The following is a 23,276-nucleotide window of genomic DNA, read 5'->3' as shown; positions in this document are numbered from 1 at the left end:
ATCAACGCGCCGCCGCGACGGCGCGTTTTTTATTTCCCGCCGTCTTCGGCCATCAGCTTGCGCCAGCCCTCGTGGCCGAGCCGGCGCATGGTCTGCTCGTTGCGCTCGTAGATTTCCGCCGCATCGGGAAACGCCTCCACGGCCCGCGCGATGCTGTCCTCGCGCAGCAGGTGCAGGATGGGGTAAGGCGCGCGGTTGGTGTAGTTCTCGATGTCGTCCGGCTCGCTGCCGCCGAACACATAGTCCGGATGAAAGCTGGCGATCTGCAGGATGCCCGCCAGCCGCAGGCTCTTGAGCAGGCGCTCGGCGAAGTAGAGGAAATCGTTGTACTCGAGGAAATCGGCCAGCGCATGCGGCACGATCAGCAAGGTGGTGTCGATCTCGGCGGGATCGGCATCGGCGAGCGTGCGCATCTCGGTTTCGAGATCGGCCAGCACGCCCTCGGTATCGGTGGCCTCGCACACCGCATAGCGGATCTGCCGCTTCACGTGCACGGCCTTGGCGAAGGGACACAGGTTGAGGCCGATCACGGCGCGCTCCAGCCATTGCTGGGTGGCGTGCACGACGGACTGGCCGGATGGCGAAGCGAAAGACATGGCGATGACGGACGGCGCTAAACCGTTATTTTAGCGCCCGCTGCCCGCACCGCCGCTACGAGGCGGTGCCGCCTAGCGGCGCGGCGCGTAGATCTGGCGCGCCAGCGTCTCGGCCTGCCGCATGGCCGCATCGCGCTCGGCCGCGCTGAGCTTGCCGCAGACGTACTCCAGATTGGCGCTATCCAGGTCGGTGACATGGCGATCGCCCGACAGCAGGATGACCTTGCGCCACATGCAGGCCTTGACGCGGTCGCGCTCCAGACCGAGGCAACCCGACTGCAGGCAGTAGGACAGGTTGCGCTGGGCCAGGAAGTCGCCCTTCATCGCCTTGTCCTGCAGGCCTTGCGCTGTTTCCTGGGCCTGTGTCACCCCTGCCAGCAGACTCAGCAAGACCAGCACGACAGCCCGCGCGGCGGGAAGCGGGAACGACAGGCGAGACGGCAAGAGCATGGGGGAACGCAGGAAACCATTAGCACGCGGGAAAGCGCGATCTTAGCAGTTGCACCTCGCAGGCGTTCCGGCACGGGCAAGCTGCCTCGCCCTGCCCTATATAATCCGATCCGCCGCACCATACCTTGCGCCGCATTCCGCGACCGACCGCTTTCCCCCGGATTCAAACCATGTCTGCACCCACCGCCCCCCTCCCAGCCGCCAGCATCGCCGTGATCGGCGGCGGACCCGCGGGCCTGATGGCGGCCGAGGCACTGGCTGGGCGCGGGTTTCGCGTGGACGTGTACGACGCCATGCCATCGGTCGGCCGCAAGTTCCTGATGGCCGGGCGCGGCGGCATGAACCTGACGCATTCCGAAGCCGCGCAGCCTTTCCTGGCGCGCTACGGCAGCCGCAGCGCGCAGATCGCGCCGCTGCTGGCGGGCTTCGATCCGCAAGCGCTGCGCGACTGGGTGCACGGCCTGGGCATCGGTACCTTCGTCGGCAGCTCGGGCCGTGTCTTTCCGACCGACATGAAGGCCGCGCCGATGCTGCGCGCATGGCTGCACCGCCTGCGTGAAGCCGGCGTGCAGTTCCATATGCGGCATCGCTGGCTGGGCTGGGCGGACGCCGGCGGCGACTTCCCCGGCAAGCTGTGCTTCGCCACGCCGGAAGGCGAGCGCGTGGTGCAGGCCAGCGCGGTGGTGCTGGCAATGGGCGGCGGCAGTTGGGCGCGACTGGGATCGGACGGCGCCTGGGTGCCGCTGCTGGCCGCGCGCGGCGTCGGGGTAGCGCCGCTGCGCCCGGCCAACTGCGGTTTCGACGTAGCGTGGAGCGAGCACTTCCACACGCGTTTTGCCGGGCAGCCGGTGAAAGCGGTGGCAATCGGCCTGCGCGACCGGGATGGCATTGAACACTATCGCCAAGGCGAATTCGTCATCACCGCGGGTGGCATCGAGGGCAGCCTGGTGTATGCGCTAAGCGCGCCGATGCGCGACCTGCTCGAAGCCACGGGGGAAGCCGTGATCCACCTCGACCTGGCGCCGGGCCTGAGTGCCGAACGCGTAGCCGACGCGGTACAGCGCCCGCGCGGCGCGCGCTCGCTGTCGAGCCATCTGCAAAGCAAGCTGGGCATCACCGGCGTAAAGGCCGGACTGCTGCGCGAATGCCTGTCGAAGGAAGCGTTTGCCGATCCCGCCCGGCTGGCGGTAGCGCTCAAGGCGCTACCCTTGCGCCTGCTGCGCGCGCGCCCGATCGACGAAGTGATAAGCAGCGCGGGCGGCGTCGAGTTCGAGGCGCTGGACGCCGGTCTGATGCTGCGTGCCATGCCGGGCGTGTTCTGCGCCGGCGAGATGCTGGACTGGGAAGCGCCCACCGGCGGCTACCTGCTGACCGCCTGCTTTGCCAGCGGGCTTGCCGCCGGCCTGGGCGCGGCGGCCTATCTGGAAGCCGCTGCCGCGGATTAAGGCCGCGCGGCAGGCGCTCAGGCCGCGTTGCCGTTGACGATGCTCAGTGCGACCGCCTCGGCCACCTCGATGCCATCGATGGCCGCCGAGTAGATGCCGCCCGCATAGCCTGCGCCTTCGCCGGCCGGGTACAGGCCTTCCACATTCATGCTCTGGTAGTCATCCTTGCGGCGGATGCGCAGCGGCGAAGACGTGCGCGTTTCCACACCGGTCAGCACGGCATCGTGCATGGCAAAACCAGCGATTTTCTTGTCGAGTTCGGGTAGTGCTTCGCGGATGGCCTCGATCACGTAGTCGGGCAGCGCGGTCGAGAGATCGGTCGGCGTAACGCCTGGTTTGTACGAAGGCTCGACCGAGCCCATCGCGGTGGAAGGCCGGCGCGCGATGAAGTCGCCAACCAGTTGCGCCGGCGCGTTGTAGTTGCGCCCGCCGAGTTCGAACGCACGCTCTTCCCAGTGGCGCTGGAAGGCAATGCCGGCCATCGGGCCGCCAGGGAAATCTTCCGGCGTGATGCCGACCACGATGCCGGCATTGGCATTGCGCTCGGCGCGGACGTACTGGCTCATGCCGTTGGTGACCACGCGGCCCGGCTCCGAAGCCGCGGCCACCACCGTGCCGCCGGGGCACATGCAGAAGCTGTAGACCGCGCGGCCGTTGCTGGCGTGGTGCACCACCTTGTAGTCGGCGGCGCCCAGCAGCTTGTTGCCGGCGAACTTGCCAAAGCGGCTGCTGTTGATCATGCCCTGCGGATGCTCGATGCGGAAGCCCAGCGAGAACGGCTTGGCCTCCATGAACACGCCGCGTTCAGACAGCATCTCAAAGGTGTCGCGCGCGCTGTGGCCCACCGCCAGGATGACGTGGTCGGCCTCCAGGTACTCGCCATTGGACAGCTTGAGGCCGCGCACCTTGCCGCGTTCGATGTCGATATCCTCGACCCGGGTCTCGAAACGGATCTCGCCGCCGAGCGAGAAAATCTCGGCGCGCATCTTCTCCACCATGCTGACCAGGCGGAAGGTACCGATGTGCGGACGCGCGAGATAGAGGATGTCTTCCGGCGCGCCGGCCTTGACGAACTCGTCGAGCACCTTGCGGCCGTAGTGCTTCGGATCCTTGATCTGGCTGTACAGCTTGCCGTCGGAGAAGGTGCCGGCGCCGCCTTCGCCGAACTGCACGTTCGACTCGGGATTGAGCACGCTCTTGCGCCACAGGCCGAAGGTGTCCTTGGTGCGCTCGCGCACTTCCTTGCCGCGCTCCAGGATGATGGGCTTGAAGCCCATCTGCGCCAGGATCAGGCCAGCCAGCAATCCGCACGGCCCCATGCCGATCACCACCGGGCGCAAGGCCGTGCCCGGCGCCGGTGCCTGCGCGACGAAGCGGTAGGCCATGTCCGGCGTCACGCTCCAGTTCGGCTTGCCGGCCATGCGCTTGATCGCCGCCGCTTCGTCCGTGACTTCGATATCGATGATGTAGGTGAGCTTGATATCGGAGCGCTTGCGGGCATCGTGCGCGCGTCGGAACACGGTGAATCCGGTCAGGCCGTCGGCCTTGACGCCGATTTCGGCGAGGCGCGCGAGGACGGCGGCCTTCAGATCGCTCTCGGCATGATCGAGCGGGAGTTTGACTTCACTTAGACGTAGCATGGGAACCTGGAATTCTGCGGCCGGTGGGTCGGCCCTGGAAGGGGCGCTGACTGCACTCTGGTTGAGCGTCGGGCTGGCCGGACCGCAATTTTATCGTTTTTAGGGCCAAGGTCCGCATTCTCCGCCACGAGGCCACGAAATTGTGAGATCTTCCGCACCCCGGCAAGGTGGAAACGTGTCCCGGCACGCGTTGCCCGCAGCCCAACCAGACAATCCCAGGAAGGAAGAAAAATGATCGACGCACTAGTCAGCGGCCGGCTCCACGGCCATGCGAGCGAGCGTACCGGCCAGGGCGGCAGCCTATACGTCACCGCCAAGCTCAAGGCCGCGGTCAACGACGGCGATACCGTCATCGTCAACGTGATCGCCTTTGCCGACAAGGTGCGCGCCGCGCTGCTGGCGCTGGAGGATGGCGAGTCGGTGGCGCTGTCGGGCAGCCTGACGCCCAAGGTCTGGACCGACAAGAACGGCGACACCCGGCCCGCGCTGGACCTGGTGGCGCATGCCATGCTGAGCGCCCACGACCGCCAGGACTGAGCGGCGCGCCAGCCCCCTTCAGTCCTGCGCCGGCTGTGCCGTCTGCACCAGGGCGGCAAAGCGGGCCAGGTCCACATTGCCGCCGGACAGCAGCACGCCCACGCGCTTGCCGGTCACGGCAACCCGCTTGGCGAACACGGCTGCGGCCGCCAGGCAGCCGGTCGGCTCGACGATCATCTTCATGCGGCTGGCGAAGAAAGCCATGGCCTCGACCAGTTCCGCGTCGCTGACCGTCACCACATCGTCCACCAGGCTGCGCAGCACCGGGAAGGTGAGCTGGCCGAGATGCTGCGTCTGGGCACCATCGGCGAGCGTGGCGGGGGTATCGATGTGGACGATCTTGCCGGTGCGCAAGCTGCGCTGGCCGTCGTTGCCAGCCTCGGGCTCCACGCCGATCACCAGGCAGTCCGGGTTGAGCGCGCGCGCGGCCACGGCGCAGCCCGACAACAGGCCGCCGCCGCCCAGCGGGGTCAGCAGCACATCCAGCGGCCCGGCCTGCTCGAACAGTTCCTTGGCGGCCGTGCCCTGCCCGGCCATCACATGCGGATGATCGTAAGGCGGGATCAGCGTCAGGCCTTGCTCCTGCGCCAGACGGCGCCCGATGGCTTCGCGATCCTCGGTATAGCGGTCGTACAGCACCACTTCGCCGCCATAGCCGCGGGTGGCGGCGATCTTGATCGCGGGCGCATCGCGCGGCATCACGATCACCGCGCGCACGCCGAACAGGCGCGCCGACAGGGCGATCGCCTGCGCATGGTTGCCCGAGGAAAACGCGATCACCCCGCCCGCCCGCTGCTCGGGCGTGAACTGCGCGATGGCGTTATAGGCGCCGCGAAACTTGAACGCGCCCATGCGCTGGAAATTCTCGCACTTGAAAAACAGTTGCGCGCCGCTTGCCGCATCGGCGGTAGTGGAAGTCATCACCGGCGTGCGGTGCGCCACGCCCTCCAGGCGGCGGTGGGCCTGGACCACGTCGTCGTAGGAAATTGCCAGTTCGGTCATCGTGTTGCTCTCCATGTATGCATTGCCTGCATTGCCGCGCCACCAATGGCGCTCCCGGCGTTACCTCGCCAGCCAGCGGGCCCACCAGGCCCGCGCCGGCGGTGGCTGAAGCCGCAGCGTGGCCGCTCGCCGCGCCAGCACTTCCACCCAGCCCGCCGGCAGTTCCGCCGCGCTGCCAGCCGGCAGGCGCCGCGGCAGGCGCCACACCGTGCCGGCCAGCCAGCGCGGCGCCTCGACCATGTCCACTTCGCCCTCCAGCACATAAAGCGTGGTGCCGGCCTGGGCATGGAACCGTAGCACACGGCTGGTTTCGAGGTCGAGCGTCTGCGCTTGCGGCACGCTCGCCGCCGGCGTGGCGTGGGCAACCTGCACCGGCTCGACAGCGACGATGATTGGTTCTGAACGATAGCTTTGCATGATGCCTGTTCCCTGGCTTTGACAGGGTTCCAGACTACCGGGCAGTACCGGACCAAAACAGGCACACGCCAGCGGCTTGTGAACCATAACAGAGGCGCCTCAACCCATCTGTTACGATACAGAAGCCATACATCTGTATCTGTTGTGCCGGCTCCCGCCGCGCCACCATGCCGCATGGAATCCGCCCCGCTCTATCGCCAGCTCGCCCAGCACTACCTGCATGCCATCGAAACCGGCGCACTGAAGCCGGGAGATCGCATCCCCTCCGTGCGCACCCTGATGGAGCTGCATGGCGTGAGTTTGTCCACCGCACTGCAAGCCTGCCGGCAGATGGAGAGCGATGGCCTGCTCGAAGCCAGGCCGCGCTCGGGCTATTTCGTGCGGCATACCCGCCACAAGCCGCTGGCACCGATCGAGGAACCCGCCGCCACGCTGCCGGACCCCGCGCAGTACGTCGGCATCCATGAGCGCATTTCCGCCATCACCGCACGCGGACGCCAGCTTCCGGTCGAGGTGAGCTTCGCCGGCGCCTGCGGCGCGCCGGCACTCTACCCGGCGGAGGCCCTGCGCAATGCCGCGGCGCGCGCGCTGCGGCGCCACCCGTATCTGTTCGGCAGCGCCGCCGACGCCGAAGGGCACCCGGCTTTTCGCGCCGTGCTGGCGCGGCACGCACTGCTTTCGCGCATCACCGTGGCGCCCGAAGACATCATGGTCACCCATGGCTGCACGGAAGCCCTCAACCTTGCCCTGCGCGCGGTGGCGCGCCCGGGCGACGTGATTGCCGTGGAGTCGCCCACCTACTACGGCCTGCTGCAGATACTGGAAAGCCTGGGCATGCGGGCGCTGGAGATTCCCAGCAGCCCGCAGACCGGCATCTCGCTCGAAGCGCTGGAACTGGCGGCACAAACCTACGACAACATCCGCGCCGTGGTGGTGGTGCCGAACCTGCAGAATCCGCTGGGCAGCATCATGCCGGACGCCAACAAGGCGCAACTGGTGGCATGGTGCGAGCAGCGCGCCATCGCGCTGATCGAGGACGACTGCTTCTCCGCGCTGGCGGACAGCGACGCGCCACTGGCCGCGCTCAAGGCCTGGGACCGCGGCGGCGGCGTGATCCATTGCGCCTCGTTGCACAAGATACTGGCCCCTGGCATGCGGCTGGGCTGGATTGCCGCGGGCAGATGGCAGGCGCGCGTGGAGATGCTCAAGTACAGCCAGTCGCGGCCCAACGAACTGCTGGCGCAGATCGCTGCCGCCGAGTACATGGGGTCGGGCGCCTTCGAGCGTCACCTGCGGCGCCTGCGCGAGCAACTGCGCAGCCAGCGCGGGCAGGTGGCGCAAGCGATTGCAGCCGAGTTCCCCGCGGGCACGCGCGCCTCCAACCCGAACGGCGGCCTGCACCTGTGGGTGGAGTTGCCGGGATCGGTATCGTCCGAGACGGTGTTCGACAAGGCCATGGAGGCCGGCATCCGCGTGGTCCCCGGCGTGATGTTCTCCAACTCCAACCGTTTCGACCATTTCCTGCGGCTCAATTGCGGCACGCCGTACTCGCCTGCCATCGAGCGCGCGCTGCGCACGCTTGCAGGCGTGGTGGCGCGCGTGGCCGACAAGCCAGGGCCACAGGGCGGCGCGGGAGCCAGGCGCGGCGGCTGAGGGCCGCCAGCCACGGCCGGCGCCGGGCAACGCGGCCTGGAGCGCAGCATCCGTCGCCCGGCGCCACCATTCACTCCTCCCATCGCGCCGTTCATCGCAGCCCCCTAGGCACCCTCGGGGGCTGCCGGCATCCTTGCGAACATTGCCGAAACCGGCAGCCCACGCTCACAAGGAGAACCAGATGCCGCACCCCTCCCTCCCCCTTGCCGTCGAGACCGTGGGTTCCGCCTTGCGCCTTTGCACGGCTCGCCGCGCCGACCAGGCGCATCGCCTGGCGCCGCGCGCGGACATCCGCGAGACCAAGGCTGGCCATGACGCCAAGGACGGCGCCGGACACACGAAGCATGATCAAGGACAAAGCGAACATGGCTTGCTTGCCGATACCATCCGCCATGTTCCTGTCCAGACAGTCACCGACATGACTTACGCCCAAACCGCAGCCGGCGGCAAGCTCGACGAGCTGCGCACGCTGGCCGCCCATCTGACCGCCGGCTCGCTGCTGCAGGCGGCCACGCTGCAACTGATTGCCGAGCAAGAAAAATCGCCGCACGGGCACGCGCCCGCGCGCATTGCCGAGCTTTCCCGCCAGGCCTGAGCGGCGGGCCAGCGCCTGCGGCAACCCGCCAGGCGTGTTTTTACACCACACACCACCCATTTCTTCCTCTGCTGCCATATGCTATCGCCCGTAGCGAGCATGGCGGCAGCCTTCCCGGCAGATTCTGGATGGCCCGATCAGCCGTGCCGCCTGCGCTCCGGCCCGGCTGGCGCGCTTATCGGGAAAGGGAGAAAAGAGATTGGTAGCCACGACTGAGACGTCGCGTATCGACGCCGAATACAAAACCATGTTCCAGCTCGCGCCGGTCTCGCTGTGGCTTGAAGACTTCAGCGCGGTGCGCGAGTACTTCCAGGTCCTGCGCGCGCAGGGCGTCAGCGACCTGCGCAGCTACCTGCGCACCCACCCGCAGGAAGTCGCCCGTTGTTCGGCACGAATCCGGGTGCTGGATGTGAACCAGCGCACACTCGACCTCTTTCGCGCCTCGGACCTTTCCGATCTCGTCAGCAATCTAGATACCGTCTTTCGCGACGATATGTTCGACCAGCACGTCGAGGAGCTCGCCCAGCTATGGGACGGCGGGTTGCGTTTTTCCAGCCAGACCGTCAACTACACGCTGGAAGGCAAGCGGCTGGACATCCGGCTGGAGGCAACGGTCATGCCCGGCCACGAGGCGACCTGGGAACGCGTGCTGCTGTCGATCGAGGACATCACCGCGCGCGTCGCCACCGAGCACGAGCTGCGCCGCAGCGAGCAATACGCGATGGGCTTGTTCGAGCATTCGCCGGTCTCGCTATGGGTCGAGGATTTCAGCGCGGTCAAGCTGCTGCTGGACGAAGTGCGCGGCGCGGGCATCACGGATTTCCGCACTTTCCTCAACGTGCACCCGGATTTTATTTCGCGCTGCATGCAGGAGATCCGCGTACTCGACGTCAACCAGCAAACCCTGCTGATGTTCAGCGCGTCGTCCAAGCGGGAACTGCTGTCACGCCTGGGCGATGTGTTCCGCGACAATATGCGCATCCAGTTCGCCGAGCAGCTGATCGACCTCTGGAACGAAAAGCTCTGGCAGCAGCGCGAGGTGGTCAACTACGCGCTGGATGGCCGGCCGGTGGATGTGTTCATGCAGTGGTCGGTCTTTCCCGGCCACGAGGCGGACTGGAACCAGGTGCTGGTCTCCCTGACCGATATCACCGCGCGCAAGAAGGCCGAGGCCTATGTTGAGTTCCTGGGCAAGCACGACGTGCTGACCAAGCTCTACAACCGCGCGTACTACGAAGACGAACTCGCGCGCCTGGGCCGCAAGGGCCCGTGGCCGGTCAGCGTGATCGCGGTGGACCTCAACGGGCTGAAGCAGGTCAACGACCAGCTCGGCCACGGCGACGGAGATGCCTTGCTGCGCCGTACCGGCGAGGCGCTGAAGAAGGCCGTTGGCGAGCAGGCTTGCGTGGCCCGGGTGGGAGGCGATGAATTCATGATTTTGCTGCCGGCGCGCGACGAACGCGGCGCGGCCACGGTGGTCGAGCAGATCCATCAGGTGGTCGAGCTCAACAACCAGTTCTATCCGGGCACCGCGCTCAGCCTGTCGATCGGCACGGCAAGCTGCAGTGCCGGCGATCGCCTGAGCGACACCGTCAAGCTGGCCGACTCGCGCATGTACCAGGCCAAGCGCGCCCATTACGAAGCGCTCGACGACGAGCGCGAACGCCGCCGCCGATAGCGCACCGCAAACAGAAAGGGCCGGCATCAGCCGGCCCTTTCTGTTTTTGCGCGCCGCGGTCCGCCAGGGACCGCGCTGCGTTTGAAGCTCGCGTTACAGGTACACGATCAATGCCACGCCCGCGGCGATCAGGCCGAACTTCACCACGTAGTACGCCGGCCGGCTCCATGCCTTGAAGCGGCGGCGATACTGCCCGCCCAGCCAGACAACACGGAACAGGCGATTGATCACGCCGGTCTGGTCGGATTCCTCGTTGGGCGAACTCGCCGCGGTCATGACCTTGCGGCCCAGCCAGCGGTTGACCTTGCCGGCCCAGCCGAAGCGCATCGGACGCTCGATATCGCAGAACAGGATCAGCCGGTTGCTGTCGCTCTTGTTCTCCGCCCAGTGCAGGTAGGTCTCGTCGAACACCACGCCTTCCCCGTCGCGCCAGCTATGGCGCTCGCCATCGACCTCGATAAAGCAGCGGTCGTCGTTAGGCGTGGCCAGACCCAGGTGGTAACGCAGCGAACCCGCGAACGGATCGCGGTGCGGGTTCAGCTTGCCGCCGGGGGGCAGTTCGGCAAACATCGCCGCCTTCACGCTCGGCAGGCCACGCAGCAGCTCGACAGTGCGCGGGCACAGAACCTCGGCCGAAGGATGGCGGGCTTCATACCACTTCAGGTAGAAACGCTTCCAGCCGTATTTGAAAAACGAGTTGAAACCCGCGTCATCGTTCTTGTCGGCGGCCTTGATCTTGCGCATGGCGGCCAGGGCCAGGCCCTCATCGCGGATCTCCGGCCACGCGGCACGGATCTTCTCGAGTTCCGGAAAGCGCTCGACGGGGATGTAGGGCGTGCGCGGCACGCCCGAAAAAACATACATGAAGCAGTTGACCGGCGCCACCAGTGCCGAATGATCCAGCAACTGGCGCCAGATGCGCAGCCTCACCTTGCCGCGAAAATGCACGTACAGGATCGCTCCCAGGTACGTCGCGACGATTATCCACTTGATCACCCGAAATCCTCCATTCCATGTCAACAGCACCGCGCAGTTGCATACGCGGCAACAGGACGGTGTCGGGGGGCGAAAACCCGTAGTTTATCGAAATGGCGGGCGCCGCGCTCAATGAGATTGATGCACCACACACCAATTCGTCACATGAGACGGATGGGGAAACCGGCCGGTCCGGTTCAAGGCGTGCCGCGCGATTGCCGGGCGATGCGCTCGATCAGCGCATTGGCGTCATCCGGCAAGCCCTGCAGCGTCAGCAGCCGCGCGTTGAGCACCATATTCTCCAGCACCAGCTTGGCGGTGGAGGCCCACATGGTGGCCAGCAGCGCATCCACCGGCATGCCCGCCGATTCCATCGCGCTGGAACGCTGCGCTACCAGATGGCACACCAACGCGCGCAACGTCGCATCGTCGAAGGGCAGGTCGGCATAGTCGATCGGGTCCTCCTTCTCGACTTCGACCATCAGTTGCATGAGCATGTCTTCGGTCATCGGCAAGCTCCCACCGGATCGGATGTTCCTGACGATGACGCTAACCCTCGTCCATCGCGTTGTCAATGCGGCGGACGATCGACCTCAAGCGAACAACAACAGATACGATACGCCGCGCGCGCTTGCCAGATCCGGGTTGCCAGATCCGATGACTCAGGGTAATCGATAGATAGGACGCATCATTTAAGACTGAACAAAGCGTGTAAGCTCCGGTCTCATTCCCATCACTAACTAAACAGTAGCGTTCATGACCAAGCGTTTGTTGTCGGCCATGCGTCAGTACGCATGGTTCGGTGGTGTCAAGCACCACGTGGTCCAAGGCGTGGAAGCGCTGGCCACCTTGCTCAAGTCTCCCGCAGTCGCGGCCCGCGCAGTGGCCGCAATCGTTGCCGAAACCGAACAGGGCGTGCAGGTGTGGGTGTCCTATTTTGGCAAGCCGATGGACCCGCATACCACGTACGTTTTCTGGCCCATGCAGCGCGCGCTCAAACCCGCGCGACGACGCGTCGCCGTTCCCTTGCCCCGGCAACACTGGGATCGCGATCGTCATTAGAGGCGCTGCACCCTCGTTACACCATCACGCGCCGGCCGATCGAGGCCGGTGACGAGAGGCGCCGGCCCCAGCGGTTCATGACGCCTCGCTTCCCCCATCTCCCTCCCGTTCCCCTCACTGCCAGCCGCCATTGCGGCAACCGCCTGATCCCGCCTCGCAGCGGATCGCTGCGCCGCCCTCAGGCGTCGGCCCAGCGCCGCAGCAGGTTGTGATAGACACCGGTAAGCCCCACCACGGCCGGCTCTTTTTGTCCAAGCGCCTGGCCTACCCGCTGGATCTGCGTATCGAGATCAAACAGGACCGAACGCTGGCCTTCGTCGCGCACCATACTCTGAATCCAGAAAAATGACGACACGCGCGCGCCGCGCGTGACCGGGCTGACGTGATGCAGGCTGGTGGCGGGATACAGCACCATATGTCCCGCCGGCAGCTTTACGCGCTGTTGGCCGTAGGTGTCCTCCACCACCAGTTCACCGCCGTCGTAATCCTCCGGCGCCGTCAGGAACAGCGTGGCCGACAGGTCGCTGCGAATGCGGAAGCTGGTGCCGCGCAGGTGGCGGATGGCGTTGTCGATGTGATTATCGAATGCATGCCCACCCTCGTAGCGATTGAACAAGGGCGGGTAGACCTTGAGCGGCAGCGCGGCCGAAATGAACAGCGGGTTGGCCCCCAGCGCATCCTGGATCAGGTCGCCGACCTGGCGCGCCACGGGCGAGCCTTCCGGCAACTGCAGGTTGCGCTTCGCCAGCGCCGATTGATGGCCGGAAGTGGCGTTGCCGTCGGTCCATTCCGCCGCGTCCATCCACGCGCGGCATTGGGCTACCTGAGCCTGTGTCAGCACATCGGGGATTTGCAGCATCATGATTTCGATTACCTCGGCGAGACGGTTAGCGGGCGGCACCTGCAGGCCAGTTGAGCCAGCAGCCTGATGGCGCTCCGGGGAGCGCCGATTGTAAGAGAAAGCGACTCGCCACACAAATAGGAATCATTACCATTTGCCGATGACTTGACCTGACGCAAGTCAACCGGCGTGCAGGAAACCGGTACTGTCAGCCGCGTGCCGACAGCCGCCGCGCATGCCGCCCACTACAATGAAATGCACCCAGCCACTCTGCCCAGGAGACGGAAATGCCCGAACCGGTACATGACGAAGCGTTGGTCAATCTTTACCTTGAGCAGATTTCCGCCCTGTCGATCAGTGCCTTCGATGGTGCCGATGTCGGCCAGGAACTCAGCCAGATCGTGCGCGAGGCCGTCGACCAGTGCGGCGCCAGCAAGGCCACGCCCGCGGGCAATAACCTGAGTGTGCTGATCGAGCGGCTGACCGCGCGCGCCGAGTCCGCGGCCCGCGAGGGTCAGCCGCAGGTGCGCGACACCTTTGCACGCGCCGCCGAACTGGCCCGGACGCCAGCCTGAGATTCAAGCGGGCGGCGGCCCGCGTGCGCGCTCGCGGGGTAATGAACCTCCCGGCGGATCGCGATCTCTAATTGGTATCGTCCGGCAACCGCCGGATGCGATCCATTGCCGGACTCAACGCATCATGCCCCGCGCCATGCTTCGGCTGCTGTTCACAGTCTCACTGCTGTCGGTTGGCGCATGCGTGGGCTACCCCTATGACGCCGGCTACGCTTCCTACAACCCTTACGATCCCTATGGGTTCTATGATGGCGGCGTGGTCTATCCGGCTGGCGCGTACGGCTATGGATACGGCTACAACTACGGCTATCCGCTGCCGCTCTATAGCGGGTCCTACGGCGCCTCCTTCTATTACGGCTACGGCGGCTACGGCTATCGAGGCCCGGTCTACCGCGGAGGCTGGCGATACTACGGCGGCTATCCGTATGGCTATCCCTATCGTTCCGGCATGGGACGACCCTATTACCACGGCGGCTGGGGTGCCCATGGCAGTTGGGGAGGACATGGCGGCTGGGGAACCTCCGGGCAACGCGGCAGCGGCCGGAGCGGAGGTGGTCGTGGGCGGCATTGAGAGCGCATTAGCGAACTGCGTCTGCAGTGCGATGGTGCGACCAGCGCGGTTCGGCGCAAACAGCCCCGGGCAATGCGGATTTCGATCGTAGGAATTTACAGAGCTTGGCCAGGACGGCCGAGAGGCAAGACCGGAAAAGATCTTTGGTTGCGGGGGCAGGACTTGAACCTGCGACCTTCGGGTTATGAGCCCGACGAGCTGCCAACTGCTCCACCCCGCGTCCGAGAGGCCGGATTATGGTGGATCGCGCCGCGCATTGCAATCGCTTTGTGACGTCATCGTGAAAAAACCGCTTCCAGGCACTCTAGCCCTCCCTCTCCGCGTTGGATGGCCTGCGCCGCAGCGCAGGCACACCGCATCCCGGATCGCAGGTCCATGCGCTCCCATCAGGCGCGCCGCGCCGCACGCGGCTCCTCATCCTCGGACTCCAGCGTGCTCTTCAGGTACCGGTTGACCTGGTCCAGCGCTTCGAGCTTGGTATCGAAGGACTGGTGCGGAAACGGGTTGTGGCGCTTCTCAATGATCTCGCCATCCTTCTTGCGAATGACCTCGACAACGATTGCCCATTTACCCCTGGGCAGGGACAGGACCTCGTAAACGATCTTGTAGCCATTGAACTCCAACATGATGTACCCCCTTGCTGCTTGCGCGCCTGACAGGCTGCGCGCTTCAGCACCAGGATAGGCCGGGAGGACAATCGTCGCCGTGATCGCGATCAAAGACGAATAAAGAATGCATATCACGGCATGATATGCGATGTTGCGCATTTCGCAATAGCTACCCGAGGGCATCCCGAAGGGCGGCAGGCAGCATGTGCTGTACGCACTCCCCCAACCCCCGACGGAGCGCCGCGAGCCGTATTTCCGCCTGCAGCAAGCCCGCGACAAACGGACGGGCGGCTAATCCCCCCTGGGCCCCACCAGTTTGTCGACGAGTTGGTAGGCCGCGCCAAAGGCCGCCACTTCGGCAGCGTGCCGGGTAGCAAAATGCGCGGCACCGCTCGACAAGCGCTCCGTATCGCCGGCGTCGGACGGGTCCGCACCCTCCTGGCAGACCCGGACTTCGTATCCCCACTGAGCAACTTCGCCCAGCGCCGCGACGCCACCCGCCCGCGGCGATGAAACCAGGACATAGACGTCCATGCCCCGATAAGCCTCCACCCGCCAGTCCGCGTTGCTCATGAGATCTCCTGGGTTGTCCACGGCAAGCACGACTCGAGGAGTCATGCGCACACCTGAACCAGCCTAGCCCGCCGGCACGCGGCTCGCAAGACGGCATGCGCCTACGCGCCACAGGCCGCAGCACGATAAGGCGCAGCGCGCCAGGGACTGGCCGAGTCCTCAAGACAAAGACGAGCGAACGACAACTGCCGCAAGAGGCCGGCGCCGGGTCCGCCCCACATCGCGCGGCCCAGCAGATAGCTCACCGCAACCTCCTCCCAGGACTCAAGCTGCGCGAAGACCTGGGACGCCGCGCGCTCGATCACCGCCCAGGCCTGCGCCTCGGTCTGCATGCCGCAATCGTAGGCCGCCCGCGCGACATGGATCGCGCGGCTCATGTCCCAGGCCAGCACGCCACGCGCGAGATCGACCCGCGAACCAACCACGCGGCTCGCCCTGAGGTCCGGCATGGCGCGCTCGAGGTTGTCAACGCAGAGCGCGAGGCGCACCGGATCAAACAATTCATCGAGCAGCACGATCTCGCGCTCGCGGGCCGCACGCGGCACCGCAAACAGGATCCGGCAAACCTGAGGGTACAGTGCGCGATGCCCCTCCTCCAGCAACCACGCCAGCGTGCCTCGCGCTTCGCCGGCCGTATGGATATGCCAGGCGTTCGCCAGCAAGTCCGCCTGCGTGCGCGCATCGGCGCCGGTAGCCAGTGTGCGGGCATTCAGGGTGAAGCGCTCGTCATGCAAAAGACTCACCAGCAGGCAGCGCTCGCGGCCACCGGAGGTGGGCATCGCGCTACCATCGAGCACCACGGCGCAAGTGCCGCCGCGCAAGTCCAGCTTGCCGCGCGCATCAGGCGGCAACGATACCGGCGGTAAGCGCCGGCGGCGCGCCGCATCGGCCAGCAGGGCGAGCAGCACAGCGGAGACAAACCATGGCAGAGGTCGCATCGCAGGATTCCCCAAGGGAGAGTGCGATCGCTCGGCATGGCAGATCGGGAACAACCAGCACCAGAGCGATCCGGCTACAGAAGCGCATGTGATGCGCGCCGGAACAAAGACTAGCGGCGGGAAGAGCCGTACACGATGAGAAGAATCTCAATCGCTCGCACGCCCGTCATGCGCACACGTCGTGGGCACGGGCAGAACGCCGTAGAATGAACGGGATCCGGAAATGAAAAAGGGCTTCCATTTCTGGAAGCCCTTTTAATCGGTGGTGCGGCTGGCAGGATTCGAACCCACGACCCCTTGGTTCGTAGCCAAGTACTCTATCCAACTGAGCTACAGCCGCACTCGAGAAAAGAGATTATAGCGAACTTTCAGCGTTTGTGAACCCCCTACGCACATTTTTTTGCTTTTTCTTCTGACCGCGCGCGCCTTCCTATAATGACCGCCCCGCAGATGTGATTCCAACCATGAACAAGGCATTTGTCAAAGAGTCTTCCGGCGACGAGGATGACGACCTTCCCGAAGGCGCCACCCCGCTGCCGCCTGGCACCAAGAACTATATCTCCGCCCAAGGCTACCAACGCTTGCGCGATGAACTGATGCATCTGATCGACGTGGCACGCCCGGAGGTGGTCCAGATCGTTTCGTGGGCGGCGTCCAACGGCGACCGCTCCGAGAACGGCGACTATCACTACGGCAAGAAGCGCCTGCGCGAGATCGATCGACGCATCCGCTTCCTGACCAAGCGCCTGGAAAAAGCCGAGGTGGTGGACCCTTCCCTGCAGGGCGACAACGACCAGATCTTTTTCGGCGCCACCGTCACCTACGCCAGCCAGACTGGCGAGGAAACCACTGTCACGATCGTCGGCACCGACGAGGTCGACCTGGACAGCAACCATGTGAGCTGGATTTCGCCGATCGCACGCGCGCTGCTCAAGGCGCGCGAAGGCGATACCGTGCCGCTGCGCACGCCGGCCGGGGTCGAGCAGATCGATATCCTGGAGGTTCGCTATCCCGAAAAGCAGGCGGAGCAGAGCACCGCCGCGCAAACGGGAGAGCACTGAGCCGGACACGCCGGCCGACGGTCAGCCGTCGTTGCGGTCGCGGAAGATGCGGATGACGTCGGGGTTGCGCCTGAGCGCCCGCATCACATTGGCGAGGTGCAGGCGGTTCTGCACCTGGATGATGAACTGCATGTAGGTGGCCTCCTGCTGGCCACCCTCCTGCTGCTCCATCGACACGTGCGCGACGTTAGCGTCGGCCGAGGTCAGGTCGGCCGCGACGCGGGCGACGATACCCTTGACGTTGCGCACCATCACCTTAATCGACACATCGAAGGCGCGCGTGGTCTTGCGCGCCCACATCACGTCGATCCAGTGCTCAGGATCCTTGCTGTGCAGGCGCTTGGCCACCTTGCAGTCCTGCACGTGGATCTGCAAACCCTCGCCCTTGCCCAGGTAGCCGACGATGGAATCGCCGGGAATCGGACGGCAGCATGCCGAGAAGATGATCGACATGCCTTCGTCGCCGGTGATCGGCACCGCTGGCGCTTCTTCGCCGGCGAAGGTCTGCACGGCCGCCAGCAGCGCGCTGTCGACGTCGCCGGACAACTCTTGCAGCAGGATCTCCATGCGCTTGGCCACCACGGCGGGCACGCGCCGCCCCAGTGCCAGGTCGGCGAAGATGTCTTCCTTGTGCTTGTTGCCGGTCCACTGCACCATGCGATCCCACACCGACTGCGGCAGTGCCTTCAGCTCGATCCCGAGCTGGCGCGCCGACTGCTCCAGCAGGCGCTCGCCAAGCTGGATGGCTTCGTCGAGCCGCGTGGTCTTGAGATAGTGGCGGATGGCCGCGCGCGCCTTGCCGGTGCGCACAAAGGCCAGCCAGGCCGGATTCGGCTTGGAGTACGGCGCCGTCACCACCTCGACGATGTCGCCGCTCTTGAGCTCGGTGCGCAGCGGCAGCAGCTCGTTGTTGATCTTGACCGCCACGCACTGGTTGCCGAGATCGCTGTGCACGGCATATGCGAAATCGAGTGCGGTGGCGCCGCGCGGCAGCGCGCGGATATGCCCCTTGGGCGTGAACACGTAGACCGCATCCGGGAACAGGTCGATCTTGACGTGTTCGAGGAATTCCTGCGAATCGCCGGTCTGGCTCTGGATATCGAGCAGCGACTGCAGCCACTGGTGGGCCTGCTGCTGGATATCGTTGGCCTGGTCGGCCTGGTGCTTGTACATCCAGTGCGCGGCCACGCCGGCTTCCGCGATCTGGTGCATGTCGCGGGTGCGGATCTGGAATTCCACCGGCGTGCCGAACGGGCCCACCAGCGTGGTGTGCAAGGACTGGTAGCCGTTGATCTTCGGAATGGCGATGTAGTCCTTGAACTTGCCGGGCATGGGCTTGTACAGCCCGTGCAGCGCACCCATCGCCATATAGCAGTGCATCTGGGTTTCCACCACGACGCGGAACCCGTATACGTCGAGCACCTGCGAGAACGACAGCTGCTTGTCGTGCATCTTGCGGTAGATGCTGTAGAGCGTCTTCTCACGCCCCGACAGCTCGGCCACGATGCCGGCATCCCCCAGCGCCTTCTGCGCGGTCTCGAGGATGCGCCTGACCACCTCGCGCCGGTTGCCCCGGGCGGCCTTGACCGCTTTTTCCAGCGTGGCGTAGCGGAACGGCGAGCCGACCTTGAAGGACAGTTCCTGCAGTTCGCGGTAGGTGGTGTTGAGACCGAGCCGATGAGCGATCGGCGCGTAGATCTCCATCGTTTCGAGCGCGATCCGGCGCCGCTTTTCCGGCGGCACGAAATCGAGCGTGCGCATGTTGTGGGTGCGGTCGGCCAGCTTGACCAGGATCACCCGCACGTCGCGCGCCATCGCCAGCAGCATCTTGCGGAAACTCTCCGCCTGCGCCTGCTCGCGGCTCTGGAATTCGAGCTTGTCCAGCTTGGTCAGGCCATCGACCAGCTCCGACACCTTGGGACCGAATTTTTCCGCCAGCTCGCTCTTGGTGATGCCCTGGTCTTCCATCACGTCGTGCAGCAGCGCCGCCATGATGGATTGCACATCGAGCTTCCAGTCGGCGCACAGTTCCGCCACCGCTACCGGATGCGTGATGTAAGGCTCGCCGCTCTGGCGGTACTGACCGAGGTGGGCCTCGTCCGAGAACTGGAAGGCCTCGCGCACGTGCGCCTGGTCGGCCGGCTTGAGGTAGGCCAGCTTTTCCATCAGCCTGGTGATCGAGATCACCTGCTGGCGCGGCGGCACCGCCGGCTGCGAGGTCGGCCCGAAGAAGTGACGGTAGGACTGCGCCAGCACAGCGTCGATAAACAGCGCGTCGCCCGGGCCGGCTGCCACCGGGGCTCCGCTCAGCTCACTTTCGGCGGCGGCCTGCACGGCCCTGCCCTTGCCCGCGCCCATCGCGGGCGCGACGGCACGTTCCCCGACAACATCGTTGCCGAGCGGATCGGGAAGATTGGGAGCGCCCGTACGCGCCGTCACGGTCGACTGACCGGGCCCGGCGCGCTTGCGCTGAACGGGAGGCACTGCTTCGCCCCCCGCGTCACCAGGCGCTTCTCCGCGCGGGCGCGCCGGCGTCGCCGTGGGGCTGGCCGTCGCGACAGGAGAGGAAGGCTGGGAGGAAGACATGTGGGCGGCTTTCCGAAATCTGGCTGGTTAAGCAAGTACGCGAACCGGTACGTTAGCAGAGTCTCAATGCAAAGGTACGCGTTGCGAGGACTGGCCACCGCCGCCCGAAAATCAGGTCGGTACCTTCTTGAGCATCTCGATGCCGACCTGGCCCGAAGCGATCTCGCGCAGCGCCACCACGGTGGGCTTGTCCTTGGCCTCGACCTTGGGGGTGTGACCCTGCACCAGCTGACGGGCCCGGTAGGTCGCCGCGAGCGCGAGCTCGAAACGATTCGGGATGTGTTTCAGACAATCTTCGACGGTAATACGCGCCATATCAAATCCACCTCGGGACAAAACCTTATGCGATGCCGGCTATTTTACAGCACGCGGCAAGAAACGTTCCCGCCGCGCTCCGGATCAGTGAATACCGAGCTCGATGAAGAGGTCGGCGTGACGCGCCTTTTGCGACGAAAAACGCAGACGGGTAGCACGTATCACGCTGCGCAGTTGTTCGAGCGCCTGCTCGAAAACCTCGTTGATGATGACATAGTCCGACTCGGAAGCGTGGGCCATTTCGCTGCCGGCCGCCAGCAGGCGGCGCGTGATCACGTTGGGCTCGTCCTGGCCGCGCTTGTTCAGGCGCTCTTCCAGCGCTTGCAGCGACGGCGGCAGGATGAAGATCTCCATGGCGTTGGAAAAGCGCTGGTGCACCTGCTGCGCGCCCTGCCAGTCGATTTCCAGCAGCACATCGTTGCCCTGGGCCATCTGCTGCTCGATCCAGACCCGGGAAGTGGCGTAGTAATTGCCGTGCACCTCGGCCCACTCGAGAAATTCGCCGCGATCGCGCGCGGCGCGGAAGGCGTCCACCGTGGTGAAGTGGTATTCGCGGCCATCCTGCTCGCCCGGCCGTGGCGCGCGCGTGGTGTGCGAGATAGACAGGCGGATGGCCTGGTCCTGCGCCAGCAGCGCGTTGACCAGCGTGGACTTGCCGGCACCGGAGGGCGCCACCACCATGAACAGGTTGCCGGGATAGGCTGTATCGATTGCGACGTGGGACGACGTTTCACTCATGATGATTATTCTAGGTTCTGAATCTGTTCTCGCATCTGCTCGATCAGCAGCTTGAGTTCCATGGCGGCATCGGCCAGCTCCTTGGCCGCGGCCTTGGAGCCCAGCGTGTTGGCTTCGCGATTGAGCTCCTGCATCATGAAATCGAGCCGCTTGCCGGCCTGCCCGCCCTTCTTGAGGATATGGCGGGTTTCGTTCAGGTGCGCCTGCAGGCGCGACAGCTCTTCGGCGATGTCGATGCGGATGCCGTAGACCGTGGCTTCCTGGCGGATGCGCTCGCCGATTTCATCGCGGCTCATCGATGGCATGCCGTTCGATGCCACCAGGTTGAACGCCTCCTGCAGGCGCTCAGTCAGCTTTTCCTGTTGGCAGGCGATCAGCTGCGGGATCGTCGGCGTCAGGCGCGCGACGATGGCCAGCATGGCCTCGATCCGTTCGTCCAGCGTGGCCTTGAGCGCATCGCCTTCGCGGCGGCGCGCTTCGAGCAACTGGGCCAGCGCTTCCTTGGCCGCGCCCGTCACCGCCTCGCGCAACGCGTCCTGCGACAGTTCGGGCTCGACCAGCACGCCCGGCCAGCGCAGGATCTCGCCCATGCGCAGCGAGCCAGCCTCGGAAAAGGTGGCGGCCACGGTGGTTTCGATCGAGCGGATCTGCGCCAGCAGGGCGTCGTTGAGCGCCAGCGTGGTGCCACCGGCACCGGCATCGGCGCGCTGCAGGTTGATGCGGCACTCCAGCTTGCCGCGCGACAGCTTCGCCATGAGCATTTCCCGCAGGGCCGGCTCGAAGGCGCGGCACTCTTCGGGAGCCCGGAAAAACAGGTCGAGGAAGCGCGAGTTGACGGTGCGGAACTCCACCGAGACGGAAGCCGTCCTGCCGGTGGGCACGCCATGCGCGTCGGTCAGCGGCGCCTGGCGGGTCGCCAGGCCGTAGCCGGTCATGCTGTGAATCATTGAGTAGTCTCGCGAAATGGCCATCCGGCCGCATGCGTTCAGACGGCGCGGGGAGCTGGCAGCCCCGCATCCGCGCCGGCCGAACGCCGAAAAGAGAGCCAAAAATGGCCGCTATTGTGTTCTTTACAAGTCATCGATTAGTCAGGACAATCCGGAGGCAATCAAGGTCCCGAATCCTATGACAGAGTCCAAGGGCGCATCACCTCCGAAGAGCGCACCGCTGCCCATCGGCACGCTGCTGTCCAACTACCGTATTGTAAAGAAGTTGGCCAGCGGGGGGTTCAGTTTCGTCTACCTTGCCACCGACGAGACCGGCTCTCCCGTTGCGATCAAGGAGTACCTCCCGTCGTCCCTGGCTCGCCGCAAACCCGGCGAACTGATCCCCGTGGTGCCGGAAGAAAGCGCCGCTTCATTCCGCCTGGGGCTCAAGTATTTCTTCGAGGAAGGCCGCTCGCTGGCCCGCATTTCCCATCCCAGCGTGGTGCGCGTGGTGAATTTCTTCCGCGAGAATTCCACCGTCTACATGGTGATGAACTACGAGCTGGGCAAGACGCTGCAGGAACACATCCTGCACGCCCGCCAGCAAGGCCGCGCCAAGGTATTGCGCGAACACTTCATCCGCAAGGTCTTCCACGACCTGATGAGCGGTCTGCGCGAAGTGCATATCCACAAGCTGCTGCACCTCGATATCAAGCCCGGCAACATCTATCTGCGCGAGGACGAGTCGCCCATCCTGCTGGATTTCGGCGCTGCGCGCCAGATCCTGACGATGGAAGCGTCGCGCTTCCAGCCCATGTACACGCCAGGCTTTGCCGCGCCCGAACTCTACGGCAAGCATTCCGAACTGGGGCCGTGGACCGACATCTACAGCCTCGGGGCCACGCTCTATGCCTGCATGGCCGGCATGCCGCCGCAGGAGGCGAACCAGCGCGAAAAAGATGATCGCATGGCGGACTCCATCACCCGGCTGCGCACCAGCTACACCAATGGCCTGGTGGACCTGGTCGAATGGTGCCTGCGCCTGACGCCATCCGAACGGCCGCAGAGCGTGTTCCGGCTGCAGAAGGAGTTGCGCGAACAGACCAATGCGCTGGGCGAACAGGCGGCCGCACCGGCCACCTCCGCGGCCGCCGAGCGTCCCCTTGCCAGCCGGTTCCTCACCCTGCTGCGCAAGCGCGAAGAACCCGCCGCGGGCATCCATGCCAAAGAGGCCGGCACAGGCGCCGAATGATGCACACGATACATCTACCCGCGTCTGACGCGTGCTCTGCGCTCCGGCCTGCTCCGCCATCCCCTACCATCATGGGAGCCGTCGCCCCGCTGCCCTGCCACACCCAGCGCCGATCGGGCACAAAAGCGGCGCCGCCGTCTCCCGAAAACTGATTTCCCTACAGCCACCATGCGATTCTCCGTCTATCAGGAAAGCAGAAAAGGCGGCCGCCGCATCAACCAGGACCGCATGGGCTATTGCTT

General features: G+C 65.4%; 25 protein-coding genes and 2 tRNA genes. 10 read left to right on the top strand and 17 right to left on the bottom strand.

What is annotated here, in order from left to right; genetic code table 11:
* Window positions 1–29: 29 nt before the first annotated feature.
* Together AC1DN0_RS31005 and AC1DN0_RS31000 are read right to left on the bottom strand one after the other, a co-directional pair.
* On the bottom strand, window positions 30–596 hold the full coding sequence (locus tag AC1DN0_RS31005) for a DUF1415 domain-containing protein (protein ID WP_035859476.1): 567 nt from the start codon (window positions 594–596) through the stop codon (window positions 30–32).
* A 72-nt stretch (window positions 597–668) separates the two neighbouring features.
* A complete protein-coding gene (locus AC1DN0_RS31000; RefSeq protein WP_441628172.1) occupies window positions 669–1,046 on the bottom strand; it encodes a hypothetical protein in 378 nt (125 codons plus the stop codon).
* A 170-nt stretch (window positions 1,047–1,216) separates the two neighbouring features.
* Here AC1DN0_RS31000 and AC1DN0_RS30995 point away from each other — a divergent pair, with 170 nt between their 5' ends.
* Window positions 1,217–2,491: a TIGR03862 family flavoprotein gene (locus tag AC1DN0_RS30995; protein ID WP_477111640.1), complete on the top strand. Its 1,275-nt coding sequence runs from the start codon at window positions 1,217–1,219 to the stop codon at window positions 2,489–2,491.
* Between the two features lie 17 nt (window positions 2,492–2,508).
* Here AC1DN0_RS30995 and AC1DN0_RS30990 read toward each other — a convergent pair whose 3' ends face one another.
* Window positions 2,509–4,131 (bottom strand): NAD(P)/FAD-dependent oxidoreductase, encoded by a 1,623-nt coding sequence (locus AC1DN0_RS30990; RefSeq protein WP_441632072.1) that lies wholly within the window; start codon window positions 4,129–4,131, stop codon window positions 2,509–2,511.
* 231 nt (window positions 4,132–4,362) lie between these two features.
* On the opposite strand from AC1DN0_RS30990, the gene AC1DN0_RS30985 reads away from it, so the two are divergent.
* Complete coding sequence (locus AC1DN0_RS30985) at window positions 4,363–4,668, top strand: single-stranded DNA-binding protein (RefSeq protein WP_045238616.1); 306 nt, start codon at window positions 4,363–4,365, stop codon at window positions 4,666–4,668.
* An 18-nt stretch (window positions 4,669–4,686) separates the two neighbouring features.
* On the opposite strand, the gene AC1DN0_RS30980 is transcribed toward AC1DN0_RS30985, so the two are convergent.
* Entirely contained in the window at window positions 4,687–5,670 is a 984-nt protein-coding gene (locus tag AC1DN0_RS30980; protein ID WP_441632075.1) for a threo-3-hydroxy-L-aspartate ammonia-lyase, read from the bottom strand.
* Between the two features lie 60 nt (window positions 5,671–5,730).
* The gene (locus AC1DN0_RS30975) at window positions 5,731–6,087 is read right to left on the bottom strand and encodes a hypothetical protein (protein ID WP_441632077.1); all 357 of its coding nucleotides are present in this window, start codon (window positions 6,085–6,087) and stop codon (window positions 5,731–5,733) included.
* Between the two features lie 174 nt (window positions 6,088–6,261).
* Between AC1DN0_RS30975 and AC1DN0_RS30970 the strand changes: the two genes are divergently transcribed.
* The 3 genes from AC1DN0_RS30970 to AC1DN0_RS30960 all read left to right on the top strand — a co-directional run bounded on the left by AC1DN0_RS30970 (window position 6,262) and on the right by AC1DN0_RS30960 (window position 10,013).
* Window positions 6,262–7,740: an aminotransferase-like domain-containing protein gene (locus tag AC1DN0_RS30970; RefSeq protein WP_441632079.1), complete on the top strand. Its 1,479-nt coding sequence runs from the start codon at window positions 6,262–6,264 to the stop codon at window positions 7,738–7,740.
* A 181-nt stretch (window positions 7,741–7,921) separates the two neighbouring features.
* Entirely contained in the window at window positions 7,922–8,335 is a 414-nt protein-coding gene (locus AC1DN0_RS30965) for a hypothetical protein (protein WP_441632081.1), read from the top strand.
* Between the two features lie 247 nt (window positions 8,336–8,582).
* A complete protein-coding gene (locus tag AC1DN0_RS30960; protein WP_441632133.1) occupies window positions 8,583–10,013 on the top strand; it encodes a sensor domain-containing diguanylate cyclase in 1,431 nt (476 codons plus the stop codon).
* Between the two features lie 93 nt (window positions 10,014–10,106).
* Here AC1DN0_RS30960 and lpxO read toward each other — a convergent pair whose 3' ends face one another.
* Both lpxO and AC1DN0_RS30950 read right to left on the bottom strand, forming a co-directional pair.
* On the bottom strand, window positions 10,107–11,009 hold the full coding sequence (gene lpxO / locus AC1DN0_RS30955) for a lipid A hydroxylase LpxO (protein WP_035859469.1): 903 nt from the start codon (window positions 11,007–11,009) through the stop codon (window positions 10,107–10,109).
* Window positions 11,010–11,185: 176 nt separating this feature from the next.
* Entirely contained in the window at window positions 11,186–11,497 is a 312-nt protein-coding gene (locus AC1DN0_RS30950; RefSeq protein WP_035859468.1) for a hypothetical protein, read from the bottom strand.
* A 247-nt stretch (window positions 11,498–11,744) separates the two neighbouring features.
* On the opposite strand from AC1DN0_RS30950, the gene AC1DN0_RS30945 reads away from it, so the two are divergent.
* Complete coding sequence (locus AC1DN0_RS30945) at window positions 11,745–12,050, top strand: hypothetical protein (RefSeq protein WP_035859467.1); 306 nt, start codon at window positions 11,745–11,747, stop codon at window positions 12,048–12,050.
* A gap of 178 nt (window positions 12,051–12,228) precedes the next feature.
* On the opposite strand, the gene AC1DN0_RS30940 is transcribed toward AC1DN0_RS30945, so the two are convergent.
* On the bottom strand, window positions 12,229–12,912 hold the full coding sequence (locus AC1DN0_RS30940) for a Fe2+-dependent dioxygenase (protein ID WP_441632085.1): 684 nt from the start codon (window positions 12,910–12,912) through the stop codon (window positions 12,229–12,231).
* 266 nt (window positions 12,913–13,178) lie between these two features.
* Between AC1DN0_RS30940 and AC1DN0_RS30935 the strand changes: the two genes are divergently transcribed.
* Together AC1DN0_RS30935 and AC1DN0_RS30930 are read left to right on the top strand one after the other, a co-directional pair.
* Entirely contained in the window at window positions 13,179–13,466 is a 288-nt protein-coding gene (locus tag AC1DN0_RS30935; RefSeq protein WP_276287725.1) for a hypothetical protein, read from the top strand.
* Between the two features lie 124 nt (window positions 13,467–13,590).
* Entirely contained in the window at window positions 13,591–14,037 is a 447-nt protein-coding gene (locus AC1DN0_RS30930; RefSeq protein ID WP_441632087.1) for a hypothetical protein, read from the top strand.
* Between the two features lie 144 nt (window positions 14,038–14,181).
* Here the strand turns inward: AC1DN0_RS30930 and AC1DN0_RS30925 are convergent.
* The 5 genes from AC1DN0_RS30925 to AC1DN0_RS30905 all read right to left on the bottom strand — a co-directional run bounded on the left by AC1DN0_RS30925 (window position 14,182) and on the right by AC1DN0_RS30905 (window position 16,496).
* Window positions 14,182–14,257, bottom strand: a tRNA-Met gene (locus AC1DN0_RS30925).
* A 166-nt stretch (window positions 14,258–14,423) separates the two neighbouring features.
* Entirely contained in the window at window positions 14,424–14,663 is a 240-nt protein-coding gene (locus tag AC1DN0_RS30920; RefSeq protein WP_477102441.1) for a hypothetical protein, read from the bottom strand.
* A 273-nt stretch (window positions 14,664–14,936) separates the two neighbouring features.
* A complete protein-coding gene (locus tag AC1DN0_RS30915) occupies window positions 14,937–15,218 on the bottom strand; it encodes a hypothetical protein (RefSeq protein WP_441632091.1) in 282 nt (93 codons plus the stop codon).
* A 101-nt stretch (window positions 15,219–15,319) separates the two neighbouring features.
* A complete protein-coding gene (locus AC1DN0_RS30910; RefSeq protein ID WP_441632093.1) occupies window positions 15,320–16,156 on the bottom strand; it encodes a DUF1266 domain-containing protein in 837 nt (278 codons plus the stop codon).
* A 263-nt stretch (window positions 16,157–16,419) separates the two neighbouring features.
* Window positions 16,420–16,496: transfer RNA gene (locus AC1DN0_RS30905), tRNA-Arg, on the bottom strand.
* 124 nt (window positions 16,497–16,620) lie between these two features.
* On the opposite strand from AC1DN0_RS30905, the gene greB reads away from it, so the two are divergent.
* Window positions 16,621–17,217: a transcription elongation factor GreB gene (gene greB / locus AC1DN0_RS30900; protein ID WP_045238628.1), complete on the top strand. Its 597-nt coding sequence runs from the start codon at window positions 16,621–16,623 to the stop codon at window positions 17,215–17,217.
* 21 nt (window positions 17,218–17,238) lie between these two features.
* Here greB and AC1DN0_RS30895 read toward each other — a convergent pair whose 3' ends face one another.
* The 4 genes from AC1DN0_RS30895 to AC1DN0_RS30880 form a co-directional block, all read right to left on the bottom strand.
* The gene (locus AC1DN0_RS30895; RefSeq protein ID WP_441632135.1) at window positions 17,239–19,656 is read right to left on the bottom strand and encodes a RelA/SpoT family protein; all 2,418 of its coding nucleotides are present in this window, start codon (window positions 19,654–19,656) and stop codon (window positions 17,239–17,241) included.
* A gap of 258 nt (window positions 19,657–19,914) precedes the next feature.
* Entirely contained in the window at window positions 19,915–20,118 is a 204-nt protein-coding gene (rpoZ, locus tag AC1DN0_RS30890) for a DNA-directed RNA polymerase subunit omega (protein ID WP_006578656.1), read from the bottom strand.
* A gap of 84 nt (window positions 20,119–20,202) precedes the next feature.
* Window positions 20,203–20,856, bottom strand: a complete 654-nt coding sequence (gmk, locus tag AC1DN0_RS30885; protein ID WP_045238629.1) for a guanylate kinase — start codon at window positions 20,854–20,856, stop codon at window positions 20,203–20,205.
* A gap of 5 nt (window positions 20,857–20,861) precedes the next feature.
* Entirely contained in the window at window positions 20,862–21,803 is a 942-nt protein-coding gene (locus AC1DN0_RS30880) for a YicC/YloC family endoribonuclease (protein WP_441632096.1), read from the bottom strand.
* Window positions 21,804–21,981: 178 nt separating this feature from the next.
* Here AC1DN0_RS30880 and AC1DN0_RS30875 point away from each other — a divergent pair, with 178 nt between their 5' ends.
* Entirely contained in the window at window positions 21,982–23,034 is a 1,053-nt protein-coding gene (locus tag AC1DN0_RS30875; protein WP_441632098.1) for a serine/threonine protein kinase, read from the top strand.
* The last annotated feature ends 242 nt before the right edge of the window (window positions 23,035–23,276 follow it).

Source organism: Cupriavidus sp. 05N39, assembly GCF_056397325.1.
This window is presented reverse-complemented; position numbering and strand designations above follow the sequence as displayed.

Excerpts from the sequence above, each read along its gene's own strand:
- AC1DN0_RS31005 (WP_035859476.1), bottom strand. The coding sequence starts at position 596 with ATGTCTTTCGCTTCGCCATCCGGCCAGTCCGTCGTGCACGCCACCCAG.
- AC1DN0_RS31000 (WP_441628172.1), bottom strand. The coding sequence starts at position 1,046 with ATGCTCTTGCCGTCTCGCCTGTCGTTCCCGCTTCCCGCCGCGCGGGCT.
- AC1DN0_RS30995 (WP_477111640.1), top strand. The coding sequence starts at position 1,217 with ATGTCTGCACCCACCGCCCCCCTCCCAGCCGCCAGCATCGCCGTGATC.
- AC1DN0_RS30990 (WP_441632072.1), bottom strand. The coding sequence starts at position 4,131 with ATGCTACGTCTAAGTGAAGTCAAACTCCCGCTCGATCATGCCGAGAGC.
- AC1DN0_RS30985 (WP_045238616.1), top strand. The coding sequence starts at position 4,363 with ATGATCGACGCACTAGTCAGCGGCCGGCTCCACGGCCATGCGAGCGAG.
- AC1DN0_RS30980 (WP_441632075.1), bottom strand. The coding sequence starts at position 5,670 with ATGACCGAACTGGCAATTTCCTACGACGACGTGGTCCAGGCCCACCGC.
- AC1DN0_RS30975 (WP_441632077.1), bottom strand. The coding sequence starts at position 6,087 with ATGCAAAGCTATCGTTCAGAACCAATCATCGTCGCTGTCGAGCCGGTG.
- AC1DN0_RS30970 (WP_441632079.1), top strand. The coding sequence starts at position 6,262 with ATGGAATCCGCCCCGCTCTATCGCCAGCTCGCCCAGCACTACCTGCAT.
- AC1DN0_RS30965 (WP_441632081.1), top strand. The coding sequence starts at position 7,922 with ATGCCGCACCCCTCCCTCCCCCTTGCCGTCGAGACCGTGGGTTCCGCC.
- AC1DN0_RS30960 (WP_441632133.1), top strand. The coding sequence starts at position 8,583 with ATGTTCCAGCTCGCGCCGGTCTCGCTGTGGCTTGAAGACTTCAGCGCG.
- AC1DN0_RS30950 (WP_035859468.1), bottom strand. The coding sequence starts at position 11,497 with ATGACCGAAGACATGCTCATGCAACTGATGGTCGAAGTCGAGAAGGAG.
- AC1DN0_RS30945 (WP_035859467.1), top strand. The coding sequence starts at position 11,745 with ATGACCAAGCGTTTGTTGTCGGCCATGCGTCAGTACGCATGGTTCGGT.
- AC1DN0_RS30940 (WP_441632085.1), bottom strand. The coding sequence starts at position 12,912 with ATGATGCTGCAAATCCCCGATGTGCTGACACAGGCTCAGGTAGCCCAA.
- AC1DN0_RS30935 (WP_276287725.1), top strand. The coding sequence starts at position 13,179 with ATGCCCGAACCGGTACATGACGAAGCGTTGGTCAATCTTTACCTTGAG.
- AC1DN0_RS30930 (WP_441632087.1), top strand. The coding sequence starts at position 13,591 with ATGCCCCGCGCCATGCTTCGGCTGCTGTTCACAGTCTCACTGCTGTCG.
- AC1DN0_RS30920 (WP_477102441.1), bottom strand. The coding sequence starts at position 14,663 with ATGTTGGAGTTCAATGGCTACAAGATCGTTTACGAGGTCCTGTCCCTG.
- AC1DN0_RS30915 (WP_441632091.1), bottom strand. The coding sequence starts at position 15,218 with ATGAGCAACGCGGACTGGCGGGTGGAGGCTTATCGGGGCATGGACGTC.
- AC1DN0_RS30910 (WP_441632093.1), bottom strand. The coding sequence starts at position 16,156 with ATGCGACCTCTGCCATGGTTTGTCTCCGCTGTGCTGCTCGCCCTGCTG.
- greB (WP_045238628.1), top strand. The coding sequence starts at position 16,621 with ATGAACAAGGCATTTGTCAAAGAGTCTTCCGGCGACGAGGATGACGAC.
- rpoZ (WP_006578656.1), bottom strand. The coding sequence starts at position 20,118 with ATGGCGCGTATTACCGTCGAAGATTGTCTGAAACACATCCCGAATCGT.
- gmk (WP_045238629.1), bottom strand. The coding sequence starts at position 20,856 with ATGAGTGAAACGTCGTCCCACGTCGCAATCGATACAGCCTATCCCGGC.
- AC1DN0_RS30880 (WP_441632096.1), bottom strand. The coding sequence starts at position 21,803 with ATGATTCACAGCATGACCGGCTACGGCCTGGCGACCCGCCAGGCGCCG.
- AC1DN0_RS30875 (WP_441632098.1), top strand. The coding sequence starts at position 21,982 with ATGACAGAGTCCAAGGGCGCATCACCTCCGAAGAGCGCACCGCTGCCC.